We start from the raw sequence: 19355 nt of genomic DNA, 5'->3' as shown, positions 1-19355 counted from the left end.
CAACCTCATGAAGAATTACATTAAGCACGATCCTTGGTCGATTATTGAAGAAGGGTTCGAACCTAAATACAATCAAATTTCAGAGAGTATTTTCAGTATTGGTAATGGCATGTTTGGCCAGCGCGCCAACTTCGAAGAGCAATACTCTGGAGAAACTCTCTTGGGTAATTATGTGGCAGGGGTTTATTACCCTGATAAAACACGTGTAGGTTGGTGGAAAAATGGTTACCCAGAATACTTCGCAAAAGTATTGAATGCAGCCAATTGGATCGGTATCAATATTTCGTTCGATGGAGAAGCTTTGGATCTCGCCAACTGTAAGGTAGAAGATTTCCGAAGAGAGCTGAATATGAAAGAAGGTTGGTTGAAGAGATCTTTCAAAGCCACTTTACCTTCTGGTAAGCAAGTACAGGTCAGCTCCACCCGAATTTGTAGTATGGCCAGAACCAAGGTGGGCGCATTGTCTTATGCTGTAACACCGCTCAACTTCTCTGGTGCAGCTCAGGTAACCCCTTATGTCGATTTTGACGTAATGAATGCCGATTCTAACTACGATGAGAAGTTCTGGAACGAGCAGGAAAAGTCGGCCTCAGAAGGTTTTAGCTATGTATTGGCCAGCACCAAAAAGACTGATTTTTGGGTTGCTACAGGAATGAAGTTCAACATAGCAGGCAAGTGGAATGGCTCATCGAATACTGGCAATGAGAAAGAAAAGTATGTTGAGGTAATTGCCGAGGGTAATATAACTGAAGGAGAAACCTTTACCATAGAGAAGTACGCTGCCAATATATCTTCCATGTATTTTGAGAAAAATCAATTGGTGGAAGTCTGCAAAAAAGAAGTTGAAGCAGCCGCAGCTGAAGGTTTTGAAACCCTATTGAAAGAACACAAAGAGGCTTGGGCGGTGAAATGGGAAAAGAGTGATATAGTCATTGATGGTGACGTTTCGGCTCAACAAGGTATTCGTTTCAATATCTTCCAACTCAACCAAACTTATACTGGTGAAGACGAGAGGCTAAATATTGGTCCTAAAGGATTTACAGGCGAAAAATATGGAGGAAGTACCTATTGGGACACTGAGGCTTACTGTCTAGCTTTTTACTTAGCTACAAGCGATCAGGAAGTAGCTAAAAACCTAGTGCTGTACCGATATAAGCATTTGCAAAAAGCCATTGAAAATGCACAAAAATTGGGCTTTACGGATGGCGCTGCACTCTACCCAATGGTTACGATGAACGGTGAAGAATGCCATAATGAGTGGGAAATCACCTTCGAAGAAATTCATAGAAATGGAGCCATTGCTTACGCGATTTACGACTACATCAATTACCATGGCGATGAAGATTACCTGATTGATTATGGTTTGGAAGTACTTATTGCTATTTCAAGGTTTTGGGCACAACGAGTGCATTGGTCGGAAAATAAGAGCCAGTATGTGATGCACGGTGTAACAGGGCCAAATGAGTACGAAAACAACGTTAATAATAACTGGTACACCTCTAAAATGGCCTTATGGACATTGGAATATACCTTGGAGGGTTTGGCTAAATACGAAGGTTCAGATAAGCTAAATGCCTTATTGGATAGGTTGAACTTTAAAGGAGCTGAGGAGACCGAGAAGTGGGAAGATATTCTTGAAAACATGTACCTCGGATACGATGAAGAAAGAGGTGTCTTCCTTCAGCAAGATGGTTTTTTAGATAAGGAGTTGATGCCAGTTGGAGATATTCCATCAGGGCAAAGACCAATCAACCAGAACTGGTCATGGGATAGAATTCTGCGTTCATGCTTTATTAAGCAGGCTGATACACTTCAGGGAATTTACCTGTTTGAAGATGAATTCGATGAAGAAACGATTGAGCGGAACTTCGATTTCTATGAGCCAATGACAGTACATGAGTCGTCTCTTTCGCCATGTGTTCACGCTATTTTGGCTTCTAAGTTAGGTAGAAAAGAGAAGGCCTATGAGATGTATCTGCGTACCGCCCGACTAGATTTGGACGATTACAATAACGATACGGAAGATGGTTGCCACACCACCTCAATGGCCGGAACTTGGATGGCATTTGCCAAAGGTTTTGCAGGTATGAGAGTAAGACATGGCGAACTGTTTTTTAGTCCATCACTACCAGATCATTGGGAAGGGTATTCGTTCAAAATTAAGTTTAGAGAACGTAATCTGTCTATTAGCGCTAAAGGAGGGCAGGTAACCATCGCCAACGAATCTGAGCAAGATTTAAGTCTGTATGTGTATGATACACCAATTAATGCACCAGCCCAAGGCTCAGTAAGTATTGAGATGGAATAGATCAGTCAGACTTACAGAAGACTGTTCCATCTTGAAGTAGTGGCCTTTGAAATAGGTGAGGGTCTATACAAGATGATGAGTTAAATACAAAAGCCTGAGCAGTCAGGCTTTTTTTATGGTACGAGTTTCACGGCCCCTATTAAGCAAGTAATGCTTAGCTGAGACGTATCTCATGAACAGTCGAAGACAGTAGATTGAGTCATTACTAATATATTCTGTCTAAATCGAAGTTTTTAACATGATTATCAGCTGAACAAATTTACAAAGGAGGTTAGACAATGCACTCATCAATTTAATTGTAGACCCTTATGATTTCTCCTCTGCCTTTTCCATGTACACTCCGCACATAGGCATTCACCACTTTGGTCATAGGTATTGGGTTGTGCCCAGGGAAGTAATCTTTGTATTTATCATAAGCAGCTTCTACCATTCCAGATGATACTACATTTACGCGAATTCCATTTTTTATCTCCAGATTAACGGCTTTTACAAAACTGTGAATAGCACCGTTGACCATGGCAGCACTAGTGGTTTTTTCTACGGGATCATCGGCCAAAATTCCCGTGGATAGCGTGATAGAACCATTTTTGCTTAAATATTCTTGACCAATACGCACAAGGTTCACTTGACCCATCAACTTGCTTTTTAGCCCTATGTAATAGTCTTCTTCTGTTAAGCTTTCAAAATTGTCCCACTTAGCTTCTCCTGCAATGCAAATGACCGCATCAAGCTTTCCTGTTTTTTCAAACATGGCTTGTATGGATGAGCTATCGGCTATATCTACGGTTACATCACCACTCGTTCTTCCGGCTATGAATACATCATTCGTTTTTTCAAAATGCGATGTAACTACACTTCCAATTGTGCCTTTACCTCCAATTATTAAAATTCTCATATTTTCTTATTTATGTGAAACATTCAGTTTTTCTGCACTTTGCTTTAGTCCTTCGGCTTTTGTATATCGTTAGCGTTGCAATTACACTCCATAGTAGATTCGTAATAAAGGGCGGAATGGCCTGATAGTAATAGCATTTTATGGCGATTAATATTCCTCCCATTAAGTTTAAATATTTGCCATAGTTCAAGTATTCGCTATTCTTTACTAAGGTGAGGGCATAAGCTAAAATAATCAATCCAGAACCGGTCCACCCAAGTATGTCGATTACAGTTTTCATATTACTATATATCTGAATATGTAGATGTATTATGGGAAATTTTTTAACTGATAAAATCCGTAAATCGCTTTATCACTTCTTCATTTCGTTTTAGGTATGACCACTTTCCATGACGTGTAGAAATCAACAACCCACACTTCTCCATATTGGTGAGATAGGTAGAAATGGTTGATTGAGAAAGCCCTGCCTTTTCCTGAATATAAGTCACACAAACACCATCGTTAAAATGCTTGAGCGTTTCATGAGGAGGGAAGTTCTTTGCCGGCTCTTTCAACCACTCCATTATTTGCATCCTTGTTTGATTAGATAGGCATTTCCCGATTTCTGTGGCCGTTCTTAAATCCATGACACAAATATATCTATAATTTGCGATATGTAAAAATGATGATCACAGGAAATTCTTGGCATTTCCATTTCTAATTCAAGCTATACTTCTCCCGATACTCCGTAGGGCTAATGCCTTCTTTCTTTTTGAAAAGGCGTGAAAAATAGGGCGGGTATTCAAAGCCCAATTCGTAAGCTACTTGAGCTACAGTTTTGTTGGGGTCCAGCAAAATATTCTTGGCTTCGTCAATCAAATACAATTGCAGATGCTCGGTGCTGGTTTTGCCGGTCTCTTTTTTTAACGTGTCGCTGAGATAGCGTTGCGAAACGGAAAGCTGCTCGGCAATTTGTTCAATGCTGGGAATTCCGTTTTCCTGTAATTGTCCTGAATCAAAATAAGCTTCCACTTGCTTATTAAAGCGCTCCAGCAAGTCGGTGGATAATTCTGTGCGGTGGATAAATTGCCGCTCGTAAAAGCGCTGGGCATATTTTAATAAAGTGCCTAAATGCGAAATGATAATTTCTTTGCTAAAGGAATCGGGATTGCTCTGATATTCCAGTTCGATATTTTCAACAATCAGCTCTATTTGCTTTTCTTCTTTGGGTGAAAGATGAAGTGCTTCATTGGCTGAATACGAAAAGAAACCATATTTCTTAATCTGGTGCGCCAATTCAGTGCCTTTTATAAAATCCTCATGAAAGTTGATGGAGAAACCTTTTTGTTCAAAAACCGCAGCGTCAGTCCATTGTAGCACTTGTCTGGGGGCGATAAAAAATAAAGCTCCATTGGTGAAATCATACTTAGTTCGGCCGTAGGTCAAATCACCTTGTACGAATTTTTTAAAGCTGATCGTGTAGCAATCGTTGGTAATGGGTGGCGAGCTTTCTTTAGGACAGGGCAAAAAGCCATCGCTTAAAGAGGAAAAAAGACTAAACATGGGGTGCTCTGGGCGAGGCAATTCCAAGTATGCTAGATAAGCCGAAAGTGTTTTGAAGTGCTGCATTTTACTCCTGTATTTCTTTTCGCGCTTGAATGAGGTGCTCGTTGTACTCCGCTATGCGTGCATGCGCCAAACCGTCTATGAGCATGATCACTGCAAGCATGGCTATGGTGGTAATCATGCTGGCGCGCCAGCCGGGTGGGTTTACAAATAAAAGCACAGCAGCGCAAACCGCTATAATGATGGGAATGGCTGTAAATACAACGTTTTTGTATTCTTTTAAAGTGGCTTCGGCACGGGTAATTTCGGAATCTATAAAAGCCACTCTATTTTCTTGATAAGCCGTTTGAAACTGGTTTATTCGGTTCTTGTTGATAAAGAAAAGTCCTGCTCCGATAATCACCAGTAATATACCCGCCACTAAGGTGGGAATGATGTAAGCTTTGGCTAAATCGGTTTTACCCACTTGCCAAAAACCAATGCTCATGGAGATGAATACCATTCCTGCCAGAGCGAAGAATGGCGTAGATATGAGTTCAGCTTTGGCCCAATCAGTAGCTGCTTTTAGTATGTCCATAATTCAAATTATTATAGGTTTCTAATTTACAGGTTCCACTTTACACCCGTTTCCTTTTCCGAAAGATCCCATAATCTTTTAGCTACAGCCTTGTCTTTGGCATGGGGTTTTAGTTCGTGCGGACCAACCGGGCCTGTCCAATTGTTACGTCCGGTGGGGCCATAAAATGCGGTTTGGTCTAAATCGGGCTCCGTGGCGCACATCAATTCTGGATAAGCGCCATTTTCGGCTGGTTGCGTAAGTGGCGTTAATTTCATGATTCCAAAAATTAATTTCATCATAAAACTACCATTGGTAGCAATCAATGAAGTTCTAGAAGAACCTGGATGGCACGCATAGGCTTTAACATGGGTTTTACCAGCGGCTTTTAATCTGGCATTTAGTTCGTACATAGACATGATTTGCGCCAACTTACTTTGACTGTAAGCATCGTTGGGTGTGTAGTCTTTGTCCCAATTTAGGTCGTCAAATTTGATGGTCTTTAGCCCCATATCGTATCCCATACTGCCTACAGTAACGATGCGTCCGCTAGATTTTTCGATCATTGGGAATAGCAAAGCTTGAAGCGTGAAATGCCCGAAGTAGTTGACACCCATTTGCATTTCCCAACCTTCTTCGGTTGTTTGTCGATTTGGAGTTTGCGCAATGGCGCCATTGCACATCAAAGCGTCAATGCGGTCTACTTTTTCCAGCACTTCGGTAGCGGCTTTTTTCACTGAATCTTGATTGCCCAAGTCCATAGTGATGTTGAGGACGTCAATCTTATTGCCCAGCAAATGTTTGAGTTGTGCGATGGTATCGGCCGCTTTTTTAGGGTTGCGGTTTAGCATCACCACTTTTGCATCTTTAGAAAGGAGAATACGGGCAGCTTCATAACCCGTACCACTGGTGGTTCCGGTAATCACAAATGTTTTACCGCTCAAATCTTTTATTCTGTCGGGCGTCCAGCCTTTTTTGCCAAATGGGTTTGTTGTACTCATCATGTAACGTTTTAAATCGTTGTGCTTTTTTGATGGTACAAAGATGCATTGGCTCTATGCCTGTGGCATTATACACATTTTCGTAAGCTGTATACTTTTTGGAGAAAACGATGAAGTTTTGATTTACCTCACTTCCAATTCCCCATTTGTCCGCACATAAATCACCACTTCTTCGTTGGTGCTCACCTCATGTTTGGCTTTGGCCGATGATGTAAAGTAGCTTCCAGGATCCAAGCTTTTGGTTTCTCCGCTTTGGGGCAGAGTGTAGGCCAAGTCTCCCTGAATAACTACAGCATGAAAAATATCGCCTTCGCTGTTGATGTGGCCTTTAAATCCTTGGGGCAGTTTGATGAATAGCCCTTTTAGGTTTTCACTTTTCCACAAAAAGCTAAGAGCGGCACCGCTGTTCGGAGCAATCCACTCTGCTTTATCGCTGCCCAGCCATACTACATTTGATGCGTCAATATTTACAGGGCGTTCACCATTGTCAAAAGCTTCTTCGGTGGGTTTTACCAAGTACGGACCATGGTCAATTTCTACGTAGGCAATGTTTTCATCACCTTGCGCGGCTGTGATGTGTGCCTCGCCAACGGGCTGTGTCCAAAAGCTTCCAGGTTTCATCCACATTTTTTCAGCTGAAGAATCATCGTTGTGGATGCTTCCGCTGATGACTACCGCCCTATACGTGACATTGTGGATATGTGGTGGCGATGAGAATCCATCTACAAATTTGGCCAGAAACCCTGTAGGAACTTCTGCATTTCTATCGCCCCAAAGAGTACCTGCCTGCGGGCTGGCATCGCCCCGAGCTGGATTTAGCTTTTCCCAGTTTACCTCCGAACTCAGTACTACTGCATTGGTGGGGTTTTCGATGGTCGTACTGGTGGTTTCTTCTGTTGTAGATTTATTTTCAATGCAAGAAATAAAGCTTGTTAAGCTTATTGCTGCTATTAGGATTTGTGATTGTATTTTCATTTTGTGGTCACTTAAATGATCAATTCGCTATAGGTATATCGCGTGGCTTACAGCTTCCTGTGAGGGTGGTATTCAGGCCATAGCGAATTCTAATCCTATAACTATAATTATTATAGTAGCAAAAGTATGTATAGTGTATTACCTTTGCAATAACGGTCAATATTGATAGTATAGAGATATGGAGTCAGTTGAAGCAAAATCATTTAAGTTTAAAGGGAGAGAATATCCTTGTTGTGCTAGCCTTACCATGGGCATAATTGGAGGTAAGTGGAAGACGGTGATTCTATTCCATCTTATCGGTGGAAAATTACGTTATAGCGAGCTCAGAAAATGTATGCCTACCGTTACTGAGCGTACATTAAGTTTACAACTTCAAGCCTTAGAAGATGATGGGTTAGTGCTTAGAGAAGTATACCATGAGAAGCCACCATTAAAAGTAGAATACTCACTCACAGCATTCGGAAAAACTCTTATTCCCCTAATTCAAGCAATTGCCGATTGGGGTGAAGTTGCAGCAGAGTAGCTTTAGAAAAAAATAGGCAAGGCTGTGCTTTTTGAGTAGTTGTTAAGTTCAGTTCAACACGAAAAACTCATTTTTTGCTTTACAGCTTTTGATATAATTCGCATCTTCGCAGCAAAACAGAGAATATGTTCATTATCGTTGTTATCATCCTATTTGTAGCTGCTATTGCAGCACCTTTTGTTGCTCCAAATACTAAAGTAAGCAAGCATGAGAAAGACTGGGAAGTATAACTCAATAGCGATTAACTCGCTGCCCTCTTCCAATTATCCAGTAGAGTATAGACCCTAATACAGGCAATAGGATTACCACTATAACCCAAATCACCTTATTCTGATGTGGGTTAAACTCGTTTCTGAGAATATCTACCAAAGCACTGATTACTATCAGAAAAGGAATTAGGTAGAACACGATTATCATAAATAGCATAATAAACTTCATTTGAATGAGGATAAAGACTAATTGTTTTTATTCAGCTTCTGCTTATATCCGATTAAGAAGTAAATAATCGAGCCTATGATTGGAGCAAAGATTACAATGGCTACCCAGAGCACTTTTGTAACCCCTTCTTCAAATCGAGCTCCTGCAATATCAATTATAGCTACAATAGGCAGAATTATACCGAAAGTAATTATTAGAATAACGAGTATTTCTCCGCCTCCCGGCATTCCAATAGCTAATAAATCCATTAGTTTCATCATTTATATGTGTGTTTAATCTTTTCCTAGTTGACTTCTCCCCATCAGTTTTACCAATAAATCGGCATCTGGTATTTGAGATAAAATAACTCTAGCCATCACAATTAGTGGAACAGAAAGAAGCATTCCAGCCACGCCCCAAATGTACCCCCAAATTACTAACCCAAGTATTACAGTTACAGTATTGAGTGCTACGGAAGACCCCATTACATAAGGTTCTATTACATTACCCCAAATAAACTGAGTAGCTATCAATAGAATGATAAAGAAGGTAAAACTTCCTCCAGAATCGATTTGAATTAGTCCGAGAAGTAATGGTGGAATTGTAGCAGCAATTGACCCTACAGTAGGGATGAAGTTGAGTAAGAAAGCCAAAAATCCCCAGAAAAGGGCAAAGTCAACGCCAAAGGCAAAGCATATTATTCCAAAACAAAGGCCAGTACAGAAGCTGGTAAAAAACTTGACTTTCATATAGCTTACTATAGAAGTTTTAACCTCTACAAATGAATTAATAAGCCTTTCTTTTCCCACCGAATCATCACCTTCTAAGTAGGAAATGTACTTTTCATAACGAACAATACTACCCAGAACAGCTACCAAATAGATGGCACACAGAATAAAATTAAAGGTAAAAGAACCTACAGAGCTAGCAACCACACCAGAGGTGTTCAACAGAAATTCCGTAGAAATAACATTGTTGAGTGTTTCAATAAAACCATCGGTCTCCAAGCTGCTTACCCCAGGTATAAAAGAAAGCCCTGAAAGTATTTCTTGAAAACGTACATCAATTTGAGATAGTAGCTTGTCTTTTTGACCCACAATCTGAAGCCCAGTATCATAAACTATCAGTCCGGTTAAGAAAATAAAGCCCAATGTAAGAATGGTAATCAATGTAATACTTACCGTATATGGCCATTTCTTTTGGTCTAAATAACTAATAATGGGCGAGAGTAGAATACCTATAAATAAGGCAAAGGCCAATGGGATAAGTAGGCCAGAAAGGGTTTTTATGATGATAATACCTAGAATTGCTGCAAAAATCAGCATGGTATTTCTAATGGTACGAAGGTCCGTATTAAAAGTGTTATTCATTAAAGAATGTGAGTTTTCGATCGACTCTTAAATTAAGTAAAATTCTATGGGCTAGCATTTATGCCAAAAAAATAAGTTGGGAAACACATTAATATTTAAGTTTGTAACTTGATCACAAACGGAGATGCTTTTGGAATTTGAACAACCGATAGTAGAGCTCGAAGGAAAGTTAGCAGAAATGAAGCAGCTTGCGGAGAGCAGTAGAGTAGATGTAACAGAAGACGTAAAATCTTTAGAAAAAAAGATTCAGAAGCTAAAGGAGGAGACTTATAAGAACCTTACGCGCTGGCAGAGAGTACAGCTCAGCAGACATCCTGAAAGACCATATACCCTAGATTATATATATAACATTACGGATGACTTTGTTGAAATTCATGGAGATAGAACCGTGAAAGACGACAAAGCAATGGTTGGTGGTTTTGGAACCATCAACGGACAAACGGTAATGTTGGTAGGGCAGCAGAAGGGTAGAAATACCAAACAGCGCCAAATGCGAAACTTTGGTATGGCCAACCCAGAAGGATATAGAAAGGCTTTGAGGCTTTTCAAAATGGCTGAGAAGTTCAATAAACCTATTGTAACGCTTATAGACACTCCTGGTGCATATCCTGGTTTTGAAGCAGAAGAAAGAGGTCAGGGCGAAGCCATTGCTCGTAACATCAAAGAGATGTTTATGCTCAAGGTACCAGTTATCTGTATTATTATAGGTGAAGGTGCTTCTGGAGGAGCCATTGGTATAGCTATTGGAGATAAAGTACTGATGCTTGAAAACTCTTGGTATTCAGTAATCTCTCCGGAGTCTTGTTCTTCAATTCTTTGGAGAAGTTGGGACTATAAGGAACAGGCCGCTGAAGCGTTAAAGCTTACTGCTACAGATATGCAGGGCTTTGGTCTAATCGATGGTATTATTGAAGAACCACTAGGGGGCGCTCATAGAGATTCCGATTGGATGTTCAATACTGTCAAAGACAGAATCTTGAAAGAAATTGCCAGCCTTCAAAAGTTGAGTACCGAAGAGCTGATTAACCAACGAATAGACAAATTCTCCAATATGGGAGAAGTTGTTGAATAAATCGAACTGTGAACGTATCTTAAAGTCATTCCTAAACGAATGACTTTTTTTATGCTCAATCAATTATATGAAAACTAAGAGGAAGACTTACACTGCCTATTTCATGGAGCTTTTGGTAGTGGTTTTGGGTATAACCATAGCCTTTACCTTAGATAACTACGCTAGCAATAGCAAATTGGACAGAGAGGAAAAGCTGTATAAAGAGGCTCTAATTTCAGACCTTGAGAAAGATATTGCCTCATTAGATAGCGCCAGAGAGTCTTCCAAAAAGGTAATAGCCTTAACGGGAGAGTTATTCAATTTTATGTATACAGATGCGCCTATTGAACGCTATACCAGAGCGCATGTTACAAGCACCTATACCACACCATACTTTTACAGTAACAATGGAACTTATCAATCATTAATCAACTCCGGAGACCTGAAAGTATTATCGAGCTTTGAACTAAGGCAAGAACTGGTAACGCTCTATAATGTGCATTATGCTGAGGTCAGTAGAGCAGACGAGTTTATAAAAGACTTGGTTACTGTTCAGGTTTACCCATACATTCTTTCTGAAATCGCATTTCATCCTATAGAAGATAGAATTATAGATTCTTCACCACTAAAAACAAATCAGGCCGTTAATCTATTAGGTAGTTTTTATAACCTAATGTCAGCGCGTAATATTGAATACGGAGAGTTGATTGAGGATTGTAAACGCGTCAAGAAAATTATTGAAGATACTTTATGAAATTACACATAATAGATACTGGAAAATTTAAACTAGATGGGGGAGCCATGTTTGGTGTAGTACCCAAAAGCCTTTGGTCTAGAACTAACCCTGCAGACGAGAATAACCTATGTACTTGGTCCATGCGTTGTTTATTGATTGAGGATGGTGATCAGCTTATTCTAATTGACAACGGCATAGGCAATAAGCAAGACGCCAAATTCTTTAGCCATTATTATTTACATGGAGAAGGCTCTTTAGATGGTTCTTTAGAGAAGGCAGGTTTCCATAGAAATGACATTACCGACATGTTTTTGACACACCTTCATTTCGACCATTGTGGTGGTGGAGTTGACTATGTTGGAGAAAATAAAGAACAATTAGAACTTCATTTTCCAAACGCTAAATATTGGTCTAATCAAGAACACTGGGTGTGGGCAACACAGCCTAATGCTCGAGAAAAAGCTTCTTTTCTGAAGGAGAATATACTTCCAATGCAAGAAAGCGGTCATTTGCATTTTGTGCCGAACAACGGTAAATCTCCCTTTAGTCAATTTGATATTATAACAGCCGATGGCCATACTGATAAACAAATGCTCCCGAAGATCAAGTATAAAGAGCATACCATTGTTTTTATGGCAGACTTACTTCCTTCGGTGGGTCATCTTCCGCTGCCTTATGTAATGGGTTATGATACCAGACCATTGTTGACGCTAAAGGAAAAGGAGGAGTTTCTAAATGAGGCCGCAGACCACAATTACGTACTCTTTTTAGAACATGACTCAGTGAATGAGTGTTGCACAGTTAAGCATACAGAAAAGGGAGTAAGGTTAGATAGAACCTTCCCGCTAAAAGAGATTCTTTAAGATGAAAGTAGGATTGGCATTGTCAGGAGGTGGAGCAAGAGGTTTTGCTCACCTTGGGGTTTTAAAAGCATTAGAAGAAGCCAATATCAAGGTAGATATGCTCAGTGGAGCTAGTGCTGGCTCTATGGCTGCCGCCTTTTACTCATATGGTTATAAGCCAGAAGAGATTCTTAAGATTTTTGAGAGTACCAGCCTGCTCAAGTTGGTATGGCCAGCATTTAGTTTTACAGGTTTGTTAAGCATACAGAAAACGGAATCTGTTTATAAAAACTTTTTAGAGGAAGATACCTTCGAAGATGCCAAAATACCGCTTTACATTTCGACTACTAATTTGAATGAAGGCAAAGCGGAAATGTTCAGCTCTGGATCTCTAAGGCAAGCCATTATGGCTTCTTGTTGTATTCCGTTTATTTTCGATCCTATAAAGATTGGAACAGATTATTATGTAGATGGTGGTATCTTGAACAACCTTCCTACAGAAGTGCTTAAAGAAAAGGGATGTGACTTTATTATTGGGGTTAATGTGGCGCCAGTCATTAAGGAGCCAAACCTTTCTGGCCCTAAGCGCATGATTGAAAGGGTTTCTGTTCTAGCGCTAAGCGCGAATGTTTCGTATAGTAGCAAGTTTTGCGATATGTACATTAAACCGGCAGAACTAAGGAAGTTCGGAACTTTTGACTTCAAGAAGTCTAGAGAGCTTTTCGAAATTGGTTATGAGTACACTAAATCTATGCTAGAAACGCCAGATAATAAGAAGTTGGAATTGTTGCTGAACCAACCAAAGACAGCTTAGATGGCATAAAAACCACTGCATTCTCTCATTTGTCCTGCCCAAGCTTCTAGTTTTAGTGATATTATAACACTAGCGGCAAAGCAATTGCTAGTAAAAGTCGAAGCGAGACGCTTCAACTAGATTTCGTATGACTGGTCAGACCAGTGGTTCCATCTCCATCAAATTCTAACATGGTGAACTCGGAGGAATTTTAGAAGTTGCACAAAGTTCCTGTCAAGAGAAGTCTGAGCGAAATGCTACACTAGATTGGATTGGTAGCTAAGTTCCCTTCTTGATGAAGGCTAGCTACTCACTTTAACTATGTACATAGTGCTGTCAGCCTCTAATCGCCTCTTTCCCATCCCGAGGAACCGAGGGATCTGCCTAGCCAAACCACTGAATCCATTCGTAAATGAGTGCTGAATAGTTTTGGCGAGGACACCAAAACTGGTGGTAAATCAATTGCTAGCAAAAGTCGAAGCGAGATGCTTCAACTAGGGTGTTGACGCTTTAGTTAGGGTAGGTGTCTGCTAGGTAAATTCAACTGAAGTATTTAAGATTCATCCTTAAAGAAAATACCAATAACTATTGTTAGGGCACCAACAATCGCTAGCATAAATGAAATCATAGCAAAGCCTGGATAACCAAAAATGGTGAACTTGGTTTGTACGCTCATCATTAAAGCTGAGCCGACCAGTAGGGCAGCCACAATTAGGCCGATGGTGATTCTATTCGCCACTTTCTGAAAACCTTGCATTAAGCTCTTTTCGTCAATAGCATCGAGTTTCACTTCTAACTCATTATTGGCCAGATTCCTCATAATTGTGTTGAGCCTGTGCGGCATTTTTTCAATGAGTTCTTTGCTCTCAAGTATAGTAGAGAAGAAGTTCTGAGGCGCTAGTTCCTTGAGCATGATTTTGTTCATCAAGCTCATAGCATTGCGCTTGATAGATTTATTAGGCTCAAACTCAGGAGCCAATGTGTGCGCTACAAGGTCTATGTTCATCAGGGCTTTGCCCACTGTGCTGAGCTCAAACGGAAGTTCAAATCCACATTGGGCGGCCGTATGAATAAGCCCAAACATCATTTTACCTGTATCTATTTCTTTCACAGAGGCCTGATGTGTGGCCTGAATGAGCTCTGCAATTTTGCTCCTAAACTGATCTTCATCTGCCTCGTCTGTTGCAGTGCTCATGGCAATCAAAGTATCTAATGCTTCAGAAACTTTATTATTGCTGATGTTCAGAATTAGCTTCAGGTAATTCTTTCTTAAATCTTCCGATATATGTGCTACCATGCCCATATCAAGAAGGGCCAATCGATTGTCGTCTGTTAGGTGAACATTGCCAGGGTGCGGATCGGCATGCATAAATCCATCGACAACAATTTGCTGCAAATAGGCTTTAAACAGCGATTCACAAAGTGCCTCTCCATCTAATTCTAGCTTTCTGAGGGGAGAAATCTTTGTGATGTTTTTGCCCTTTATAAACTCCATAGTCAGCACTTTGTCCGTACTGTAATCTGGAATGGAGGTAGGTACTATAATGTCCTTAAACTCCTTCAGGTTTTCATGGAGTATATCCATGTTCTGAGCCTCTTTCAGGTAGTTCAGTTCCCTTAATAAGGTCGATTTAAACTGGAGAAAGACTTTGTGTAGGCTGTATTTTCTGCCTTGAGCACTATTATTTTCAAGGAAGGAAGAAAGCTTCTCAAGTGCTTCTAATTCATCTACCACTTGTTGGCGAATACCTGGTCTTTGAACTTTAACCACCACTGTTTCACCATTTCTCATTTTTGCCAAGTGAACCTGGCCTAAGGAAGCGGATCCAATAGGTTCTTTATCGAATGATTGGAATGCTTTAGAAATTCTTACGCCCAATTCATCTTGAACAATACCTTCAACTTGTTCATAGGGAAAGGGTTCTAGGTTATCTTGAAGCTCTCTAAGAGCACTTATGTATGGTTCTGCGATCAGATCGGGGCGGGTAGATAATAGCTGACCTAGCTTAACATAGGTAGGCCCTAGTGCTTGCAAGTCTTTGACAAAAGCCTTTTTGTCCAAATCTTTAGTTTCTGATTGTTGTTCATCGGTTATAGCCATTTCGTTTGCTAAACCAGACTCCTTAATCATGTCAGAACTACCGTATTTAACTAGAAAAAGCACGGCATCTTTGTATTGCGAAAAGTGTTTCACTCTTGTTCGGGTTAAGGTTAAAAAATCAGCGTCATCATAGAAACTCAACAGAAGTACGATTGTTATAGCTATTTATTCGCTTCACTCGAAATGACTTAGACGCTAGCTGTTTCTTATTCCCAGTTTACCGAGAAATCTCCCTCCATATTTTTGAACACTGGTCTGCATAACATTCCGTTCACCCCGAATTGATGATTTTTTTATCGGTTTAGGTAAACCTTTGTGCCTTTCTTAACGACTTCTTAAGAAATTCTATAAGTAATGTACGTGTGTTTTATAAACTGCACGTCTTACCATGGAAAGGAAAAACAAAAACTCACTCGATGGCTTTCTTAAAGGTTAGCATCGAGACAAACAAACAACAACAATGCGCAAATTAATGCTTATGACCTGGGTGCTATGCTTGGTCGGCATGGCACAGGCCCAGGAAAAATTCACACTCAACGGCTACGTAAGGGATGCATCTAATGGAGAAGAACTCATTGGTGTAACGGTTTACGTTAAGGAAATGCAAAACGGGGTAATTACAAACCCTTATGGCTTTTACTCGCTTACTCTTCCAAAGGGTACATATCATGTAGAATTCAGTTTTATAGGTATGGAACCACTAGAAAAGGAGGTTAATCTTAATTCTGATGTTTCTATGAACATCGAACTCAAGGAGATTGCCATGGATCTAAATGAAGTAGTGGTAACTGGCGAACGCGAAGATGAACAAGTAGTAAACATTCAAATGAGCAAGAATGAGATAGATATTGCTCAAGTGAAAAAGCTTCCAGCTTTATTTGGAGAGCCAGATATTATTAAAACCGTACAAATGATGCCGGGAGTAATTTCGGCAGGAGAGGGCACATCTAGTTTCTTTGTTAGGGGAGGTAGTGCAGATCAGAACCTGATACTTATTGATGAAGCTCCGGTGTATGATCCGTCTCACTTGTTTGGGCTATTTTCAGTCTTTAATGCTGATGTAATAAAAGACTCAGAACTCTATAAAGGAGGAATCCCTTCAAGGTTTGGAGGCAGACTTTCATCCATTCTGGAAGTTCGAACTAAAGACGGTAACAATAAAGAGTTTGGTGGTGAAGCGGGTATAGGGCTTTTAGCCAGTAGCTTAATGCTCGAAGGGCCAATTAAAAAAGACGAAAGTTCATTTATCTTTTCAGCTAGAAGGTCTTACGTAGACTTGTTTTTAAAAGCGGCTAACCAAGACAACATTGTTTACTTCTACGATATTAATGCGAAAGCCAATTGGAGAGCCAATAACAAAAACCGCTTCTTTTTAGCCGTATATACAGGGCGAGATAACTTTAAGTTTGGAGATGATTTCGGCTTCGATTGGGGAAACAAAACCGCCACTTTCCGATGGAATCATCTATTTAACGATAAGCTGTTTTCTAACACCTCGCTTATTGCCAGTAGGTTCGATTACGGTTTAGGCTCTACAACCGACAGCGATGGATTTCAGTGGGATTCAAATATCACTGAGTATACTTTCAAGCAAGATCAGAGCTACTTCTTTAATCCAAATTTAAGCTTAGACTTTGGCTATCATCTTACTTACAGGCAGTTTAGCCCGGGCATAATTGAGCCAGAAGAAGGTTCTATCTTTAAGAAAACAGAACTGCAGAAAGAGTATGCCTTAGACCATGCATTGTATGCTGGGCTAGAGCATAAAGTATCTGACAGACTTACGTTTCAGTATGGAGCTAGGCTTTCAGTTTTCCAAAGCATAGGGGAGCAGATGGTCTATGATTATGCCGATGTTCGTGATAATAGAAATCCTGAAAGAACGGATTCTACCTTCTACGATAGTTTTGAAAACATCAAAACTTACGTGAACGTGGAGCCTCGTTTTGCTGCCAGATACATTCTAAACGAAAGCACAAGTCTTAAGGCCAGCTATAACCGAATGGTGCAAAATACACACTTGGTGAGTAGTGGAACCGTTCCTTTGCCTTTTAACACTTGGGCGCCAAGCTCTTTGTATCTGAAGCCACAGAAGGCCGATCAGTTTGCTATTGGCTACTTTAAAAACTTAGACAATAACAATTATGAACTCTCTGTTGAAGCCTACTATAAAGACATTCAGAATGTAACCGACTTTGCAGATAACGCACGTGTATTTTTTAATCAAGATTTGATAACGGAATACAGACAGGGTACATCTGAAGCTTATGGTGCTGAGTTTATGCTTCAGAAGAAGAAAGGGGCTTTAACAGGATTTGTGTCATACACATGGTCTAAAGCAACGCGCCTTGTACCCGATGTAAACCTGAATCGAGAGTTTTATGCCAACCACGACAGAAGAAACAACCTCAATGTAGTGGCTACTTATGAATATAGCGACAAGTGGACGTTTGGAGGAAGCTTCACTTATGGAACGGGTAGACCTATTACCTTACCTGCTGGTTCTTACGAATATGGCGATGGCTATTTGCCCGATATCATTACCGAGCGTAATGGTTTCCGCCTGAGAGATTTCCATAGAATGGATTTCAGTGCCACGCTTACACCGAGAAAGAATGCTGGTAAGAAGTACGAAACTTCTTGGACATTCTCTCTATATAATGCTTACAGCCGTAAAAATCCTTTCTCTGTGTACACAAGAGTTCAGATGGACGATGATGACAATATTGTTGGAGATGGTACACAAAAAGAGGCTCGTCTCATCTATCTATTCCCTATACTTCCTTCAGTTACATACAATATCTCATTCTAATCATGAAACAGCTTTATAAATATATACTTACAGTTTGTGCCGTGGCTTTAGTGTTTAGCTGCGAAGAAACCATCACCATAGACACATCTACTACCGATAGTAGAGTGGTTATTGAAGGCTTGGTTACCAATGTAGCTTCAGGCAGTTACGTAAAGCTATCTAGGAGTAGAAACTTCTATGATAATGGTCAGACCGATAGAATAACTGATGCACAGGTAACGGTAAATACCTCTACAGGAGAGCAAATTGTCTTTATTCACAACCCTTCTGGAGGAACAGATAGTATCGGATATTACTTTCCTAATCCAAACTTTGCAGGGACAGTAGGTATAACCTACACGCTAAATGTTGAAGTAGAAGGAGAGACCTTTACTGCGGCAGAAGAAATGCAGCCAGTAACAACCATAGACTCATTAACTTCTAAGATTGATGAGGATGAATTTGACGATCCTGAAGAGCCAGGAAGACATTTTGCAGTGTTCTTTTTTGCGAAAGAACCGCAAGATAGAGCCGACTATTATTTGTTTAAATTCTACAGGAATGGAGAGTTGCTATTAGATTGGCCAACAGATATTTACATAGCAGATGATGAAGCCTTGGGTGAAACAATAGACGATGTTGAAATTGCAGGGTATTTCAAGGAAGGAGACAATGCCAAGGTTGAAATGTATAGCCTTACTCGCAACGGTTTTATTTTCTACTCAGACCTGTCTACGCTATTGAATAACGATGGAGGAATGTTTAGTCCGCCACCTGCCAACCCTAGAACTAACCTCAGTAATGGAGCCATGGGATACTTCCAAGTCAGTGCAGTAGATGCACTGGAAATTACGGTGGAAGATAATTAAGATTTAAAATCTATATCTATCAGACTTTAATGCCCGCCTTTGGTGGGCATTTTTTATGACATAATCTCTTGTGATACAATTCTGTCAGTCTTCAAAGGATACTGATATAGTCTATTAACTGACATTGTGTCCTAATAAGTGTGTGTTAAATACAATTTATTGTATTTGGCATACACATTGTTAAATGAAAAACGAGGCAAGTTCGTAGCAGGCCTCGTTTTAACAAATTCATTATACCCTGAAGGGGTAGTTTTAAATTGGGACTGCAAAAGTAATAGATACTTTCTATTTACCAAACTGTTTGTTTAAGCTTCCTTTCGGGTTATTCTAAACCTTAAAAGACAGACAGTTATGTCAAAGAAAAACTATTTCGTTGTCTCCAACCCTCAAGGGGGGTGGAGTGTAAAAGCAGGTGGAAGCCAAAGAGCTTCTGCAAACACCAGCACACAAAAGGAAGCTATAGACATTGGAAAGCGTCTTGCTTCAAATAGCAATTCTGAATTAACCATACAAGGCACTGACGGTAAGTTCAGAAAGAAGAATTCATATGGAAACGACCCTCATCCACCTAAAGGCTAGTTC

Annotated in this window: 20 protein-coding genes; 9 read left to right on the top strand and 11 right to left on the bottom strand. The window is 40.2% G+C overall.

Annotated features, from left to right (window positions below):
• The first annotated feature begins 7 nt into the window (after positions 1–7).
• Entirely contained in the window at positions 8–2308 is a 2301-nt protein-coding gene (locus tag AWW68_RS14530) for a glycoside hydrolase family 65 protein (RefSeq protein ID WP_068222407.1), read from the top strand.
• Between the two features lie 292 nt (positions 2309–2600).
• Here AWW68_RS14530 and AWW68_RS14525 read toward each other — a convergent pair whose 3' ends face one another.
• The 7 genes from AWW68_RS14525 to AWW68_RS14500 all read right to left on the bottom strand — a co-directional run bounded on the left by AWW68_RS14525 (position 2601) and on the right by AWW68_RS14500 (position 7280).
• Positions 2601–3203, bottom strand: a complete 603-nt coding sequence (locus AWW68_RS14525; RefSeq protein WP_068222404.1) for a short chain dehydrogenase — start codon at positions 3201–3203, stop codon at positions 2601–2603.
• A gap of 10 nt (positions 3204–3213) precedes the next feature.
• Positions 3214–3483 carry a CBU_0592 family membrane protein gene (locus AWW68_RS20525; RefSeq protein ID WP_084375704.1) on the bottom strand — a complete coding sequence of 90 codons (270 nt, stop codon included), beginning with the start codon at positions 3481–3483 and terminating at the stop codon, positions 3214–3216.
• Positions 3484–3526: 43 nt separating this feature from the next.
• Positions 3527–3766, bottom strand: coding sequence for an ArsR/SmtB family transcription factor (locus AWW68_RS14520; RefSeq protein WP_245660246.1), 240 nt, complete (start codon positions 3764–3766; stop codon positions 3527–3529).
• 133 nt (positions 3767–3899) lie between these two features.
• Complete coding sequence (locus tag AWW68_RS14515; RefSeq protein WP_068222399.1) at positions 3900–4811, bottom strand: helix-turn-helix domain-containing protein; 912 nt, start codon at positions 4809–4811, stop codon at positions 3900–3902.
• 1 nt (position 4812) lies between these two features.
• Positions 4813–5325, bottom strand: coding sequence for a hypothetical protein (locus tag AWW68_RS14510; protein ID WP_068222396.1), 513 nt, complete (start codon positions 5323–5325; stop codon positions 4813–4815).
• Between the two features lie 26 nt (positions 5326–5351).
• Complete coding sequence (locus AWW68_RS14505) at positions 5352–6308, bottom strand: SDR family oxidoreductase (RefSeq protein ID WP_245660245.1); 957 nt, start codon at positions 6306–6308, stop codon at positions 5352–5354.
• 120 nt (positions 6309–6428) lie between these two features.
• The gene (locus AWW68_RS14500; protein ID WP_068222394.1) at positions 6429–7280 is read right to left on the bottom strand and encodes a DUF4437 domain-containing protein; all 852 of its coding nucleotides are present in this window, start codon (positions 7278–7280) and stop codon (positions 6429–6431) included.
• Between the two features lie 178 nt (positions 7281–7458).
• Between AWW68_RS14500 and AWW68_RS14495 the strand changes: the two genes are divergently transcribed.
• Positions 7459–7803, top strand: a complete 345-nt coding sequence (locus tag AWW68_RS14495) for a winged helix-turn-helix transcriptional regulator (protein WP_068222391.1) — start codon at positions 7459–7461, stop codon at positions 7801–7803.
• A gap of 231 nt (positions 7804–8034) precedes the next feature.
• Here AWW68_RS14495 and AWW68_RS14490 read toward each other — a convergent pair whose 3' ends face one another.
• Genes AWW68_RS14490 through AWW68_RS14480 form a run of 3 tightly spaced genes read right to left on the bottom strand, consistent with a single transcriptional unit; the run spans position 8035 to position 9590 of the window.
• The gene (locus AWW68_RS14490; RefSeq protein ID WP_245660244.1) at positions 8035–8229 is read right to left on the bottom strand and encodes a PLDc N-terminal domain-containing protein; all 195 of its coding nucleotides are present in this window, start codon (positions 8227–8229) and stop codon (positions 8035–8037) included.
• 29 nt (positions 8230–8258) lie between these two features.
• Positions 8259–8501, bottom strand: coding sequence for a PLDc N-terminal domain-containing protein (locus AWW68_RS14485; RefSeq protein ID WP_068222388.1), 243 nt, complete (start codon positions 8499–8501; stop codon positions 8259–8261).
• 12 nt (positions 8502–8513) lie between these two features.
• On the bottom strand, positions 8514–9590 hold the full coding sequence (locus tag AWW68_RS14480) for an AI-2E family transporter (RefSeq protein ID WP_068222385.1): 1077 nt from the start codon (positions 9588–9590) through the stop codon (positions 8514–8516).
• Between the two features lie 124 nt (positions 9591–9714).
• Between AWW68_RS14480 and AWW68_RS14475 the strand changes: the two genes are divergently transcribed.
• The 4 genes from AWW68_RS14475 to AWW68_RS14460 all read left to right on the top strand — a co-directional run bounded on the left by AWW68_RS14475 (position 9715) and on the right by AWW68_RS14460 (position 13033).
• Positions 9715–10662 carry an acetyl-CoA carboxylase carboxyltransferase subunit alpha gene (locus AWW68_RS14475; RefSeq protein ID WP_068222382.1) on the top strand — a complete coding sequence of 316 codons (948 nt, stop codon included), beginning with the start codon at positions 9715–9717 and terminating at the stop codon, positions 10660–10662.
• Between the two features lie 67 nt (positions 10663–10729).
• The gene (locus AWW68_RS14470; RefSeq protein ID WP_068222379.1) at positions 10730–11395 is read left to right on the top strand and encodes a DUF6090 family protein; all 666 of its coding nucleotides are present in this window, start codon (positions 10730–10732) and stop codon (positions 11393–11395) included.
• Complete coding sequence (locus AWW68_RS14465) at positions 11392–12240, top strand: MBL fold metallo-hydrolase (RefSeq protein ID WP_068222377.1); 849 nt, start codon at positions 11392–11394, stop codon at positions 12238–12240. The genes AWW68_RS14470 and AWW68_RS14465 overlap by 4 nt, the downstream gene beginning before the upstream one ends.
• 1 nt (position 12241) lies before the next feature.
• Positions 12242–13033: a patatin-like phospholipase family protein gene (locus AWW68_RS14460; protein ID WP_068222374.1), complete on the top strand. Its 792-nt coding sequence runs from the start codon at positions 12242–12244 to the stop codon at positions 13031–13033.
• A gap of 532 nt (positions 13034–13565) precedes the next feature.
• On the opposite strand, the gene AWW68_RS14455 is transcribed toward AWW68_RS14460, so the two are convergent.
• Positions 13566–15206: an ABC1 kinase family protein gene (locus AWW68_RS14455; RefSeq protein ID WP_084375703.1), complete on the bottom strand. Its 1641-nt coding sequence runs from the start codon at positions 15204–15206 to the stop codon at positions 13566–13568.
• 412 nt (positions 15207–15618) lie between these two features.
• Between AWW68_RS14455 and AWW68_RS14450 the strand changes: the two genes are divergently transcribed.
• The 3 genes from AWW68_RS14450 to AWW68_RS14440 all read left to right on the top strand — a co-directional run bounded on the left by AWW68_RS14450 (position 15619) and on the right by AWW68_RS14440 (position 19352).
• Entirely contained in the window at positions 15619–17925 is a 2307-nt protein-coding gene (locus AWW68_RS14450) for a TonB-dependent receptor (RefSeq protein WP_245660243.1), read from the top strand.
• Positions 17926–17927: 2 nt separating this feature from the next.
• Entirely contained in the window at positions 17928–18773 is an 846-nt protein-coding gene (locus tag AWW68_RS14445; RefSeq protein ID WP_068222364.1) for a DUF4249 family protein, read from the top strand.
• 351 nt (positions 18774–19124) lie between these two features.
• Complete coding sequence (locus AWW68_RS14440; RefSeq protein WP_068222361.1) at positions 19125–19352, top strand: DUF2188 domain-containing protein; 228 nt, start codon at positions 19125–19127, stop codon at positions 19350–19352.
• Positions 19353–19355 lie beyond the last annotated feature (3 nt).

It is taken from the genome of Roseivirga spongicola (assembly GCF_001592965.1).
Classification (GTDB): Bacteria; Bacteroidota; Bacteroidia; order Cytophagales; family Cyclobacteriaceae; genus Roseivirga; species Roseivirga spongicola.
Note: the sequence above shows the minus strand (reverse complement) of the source record. Positions and strands in the feature narration are given on the sequence as shown.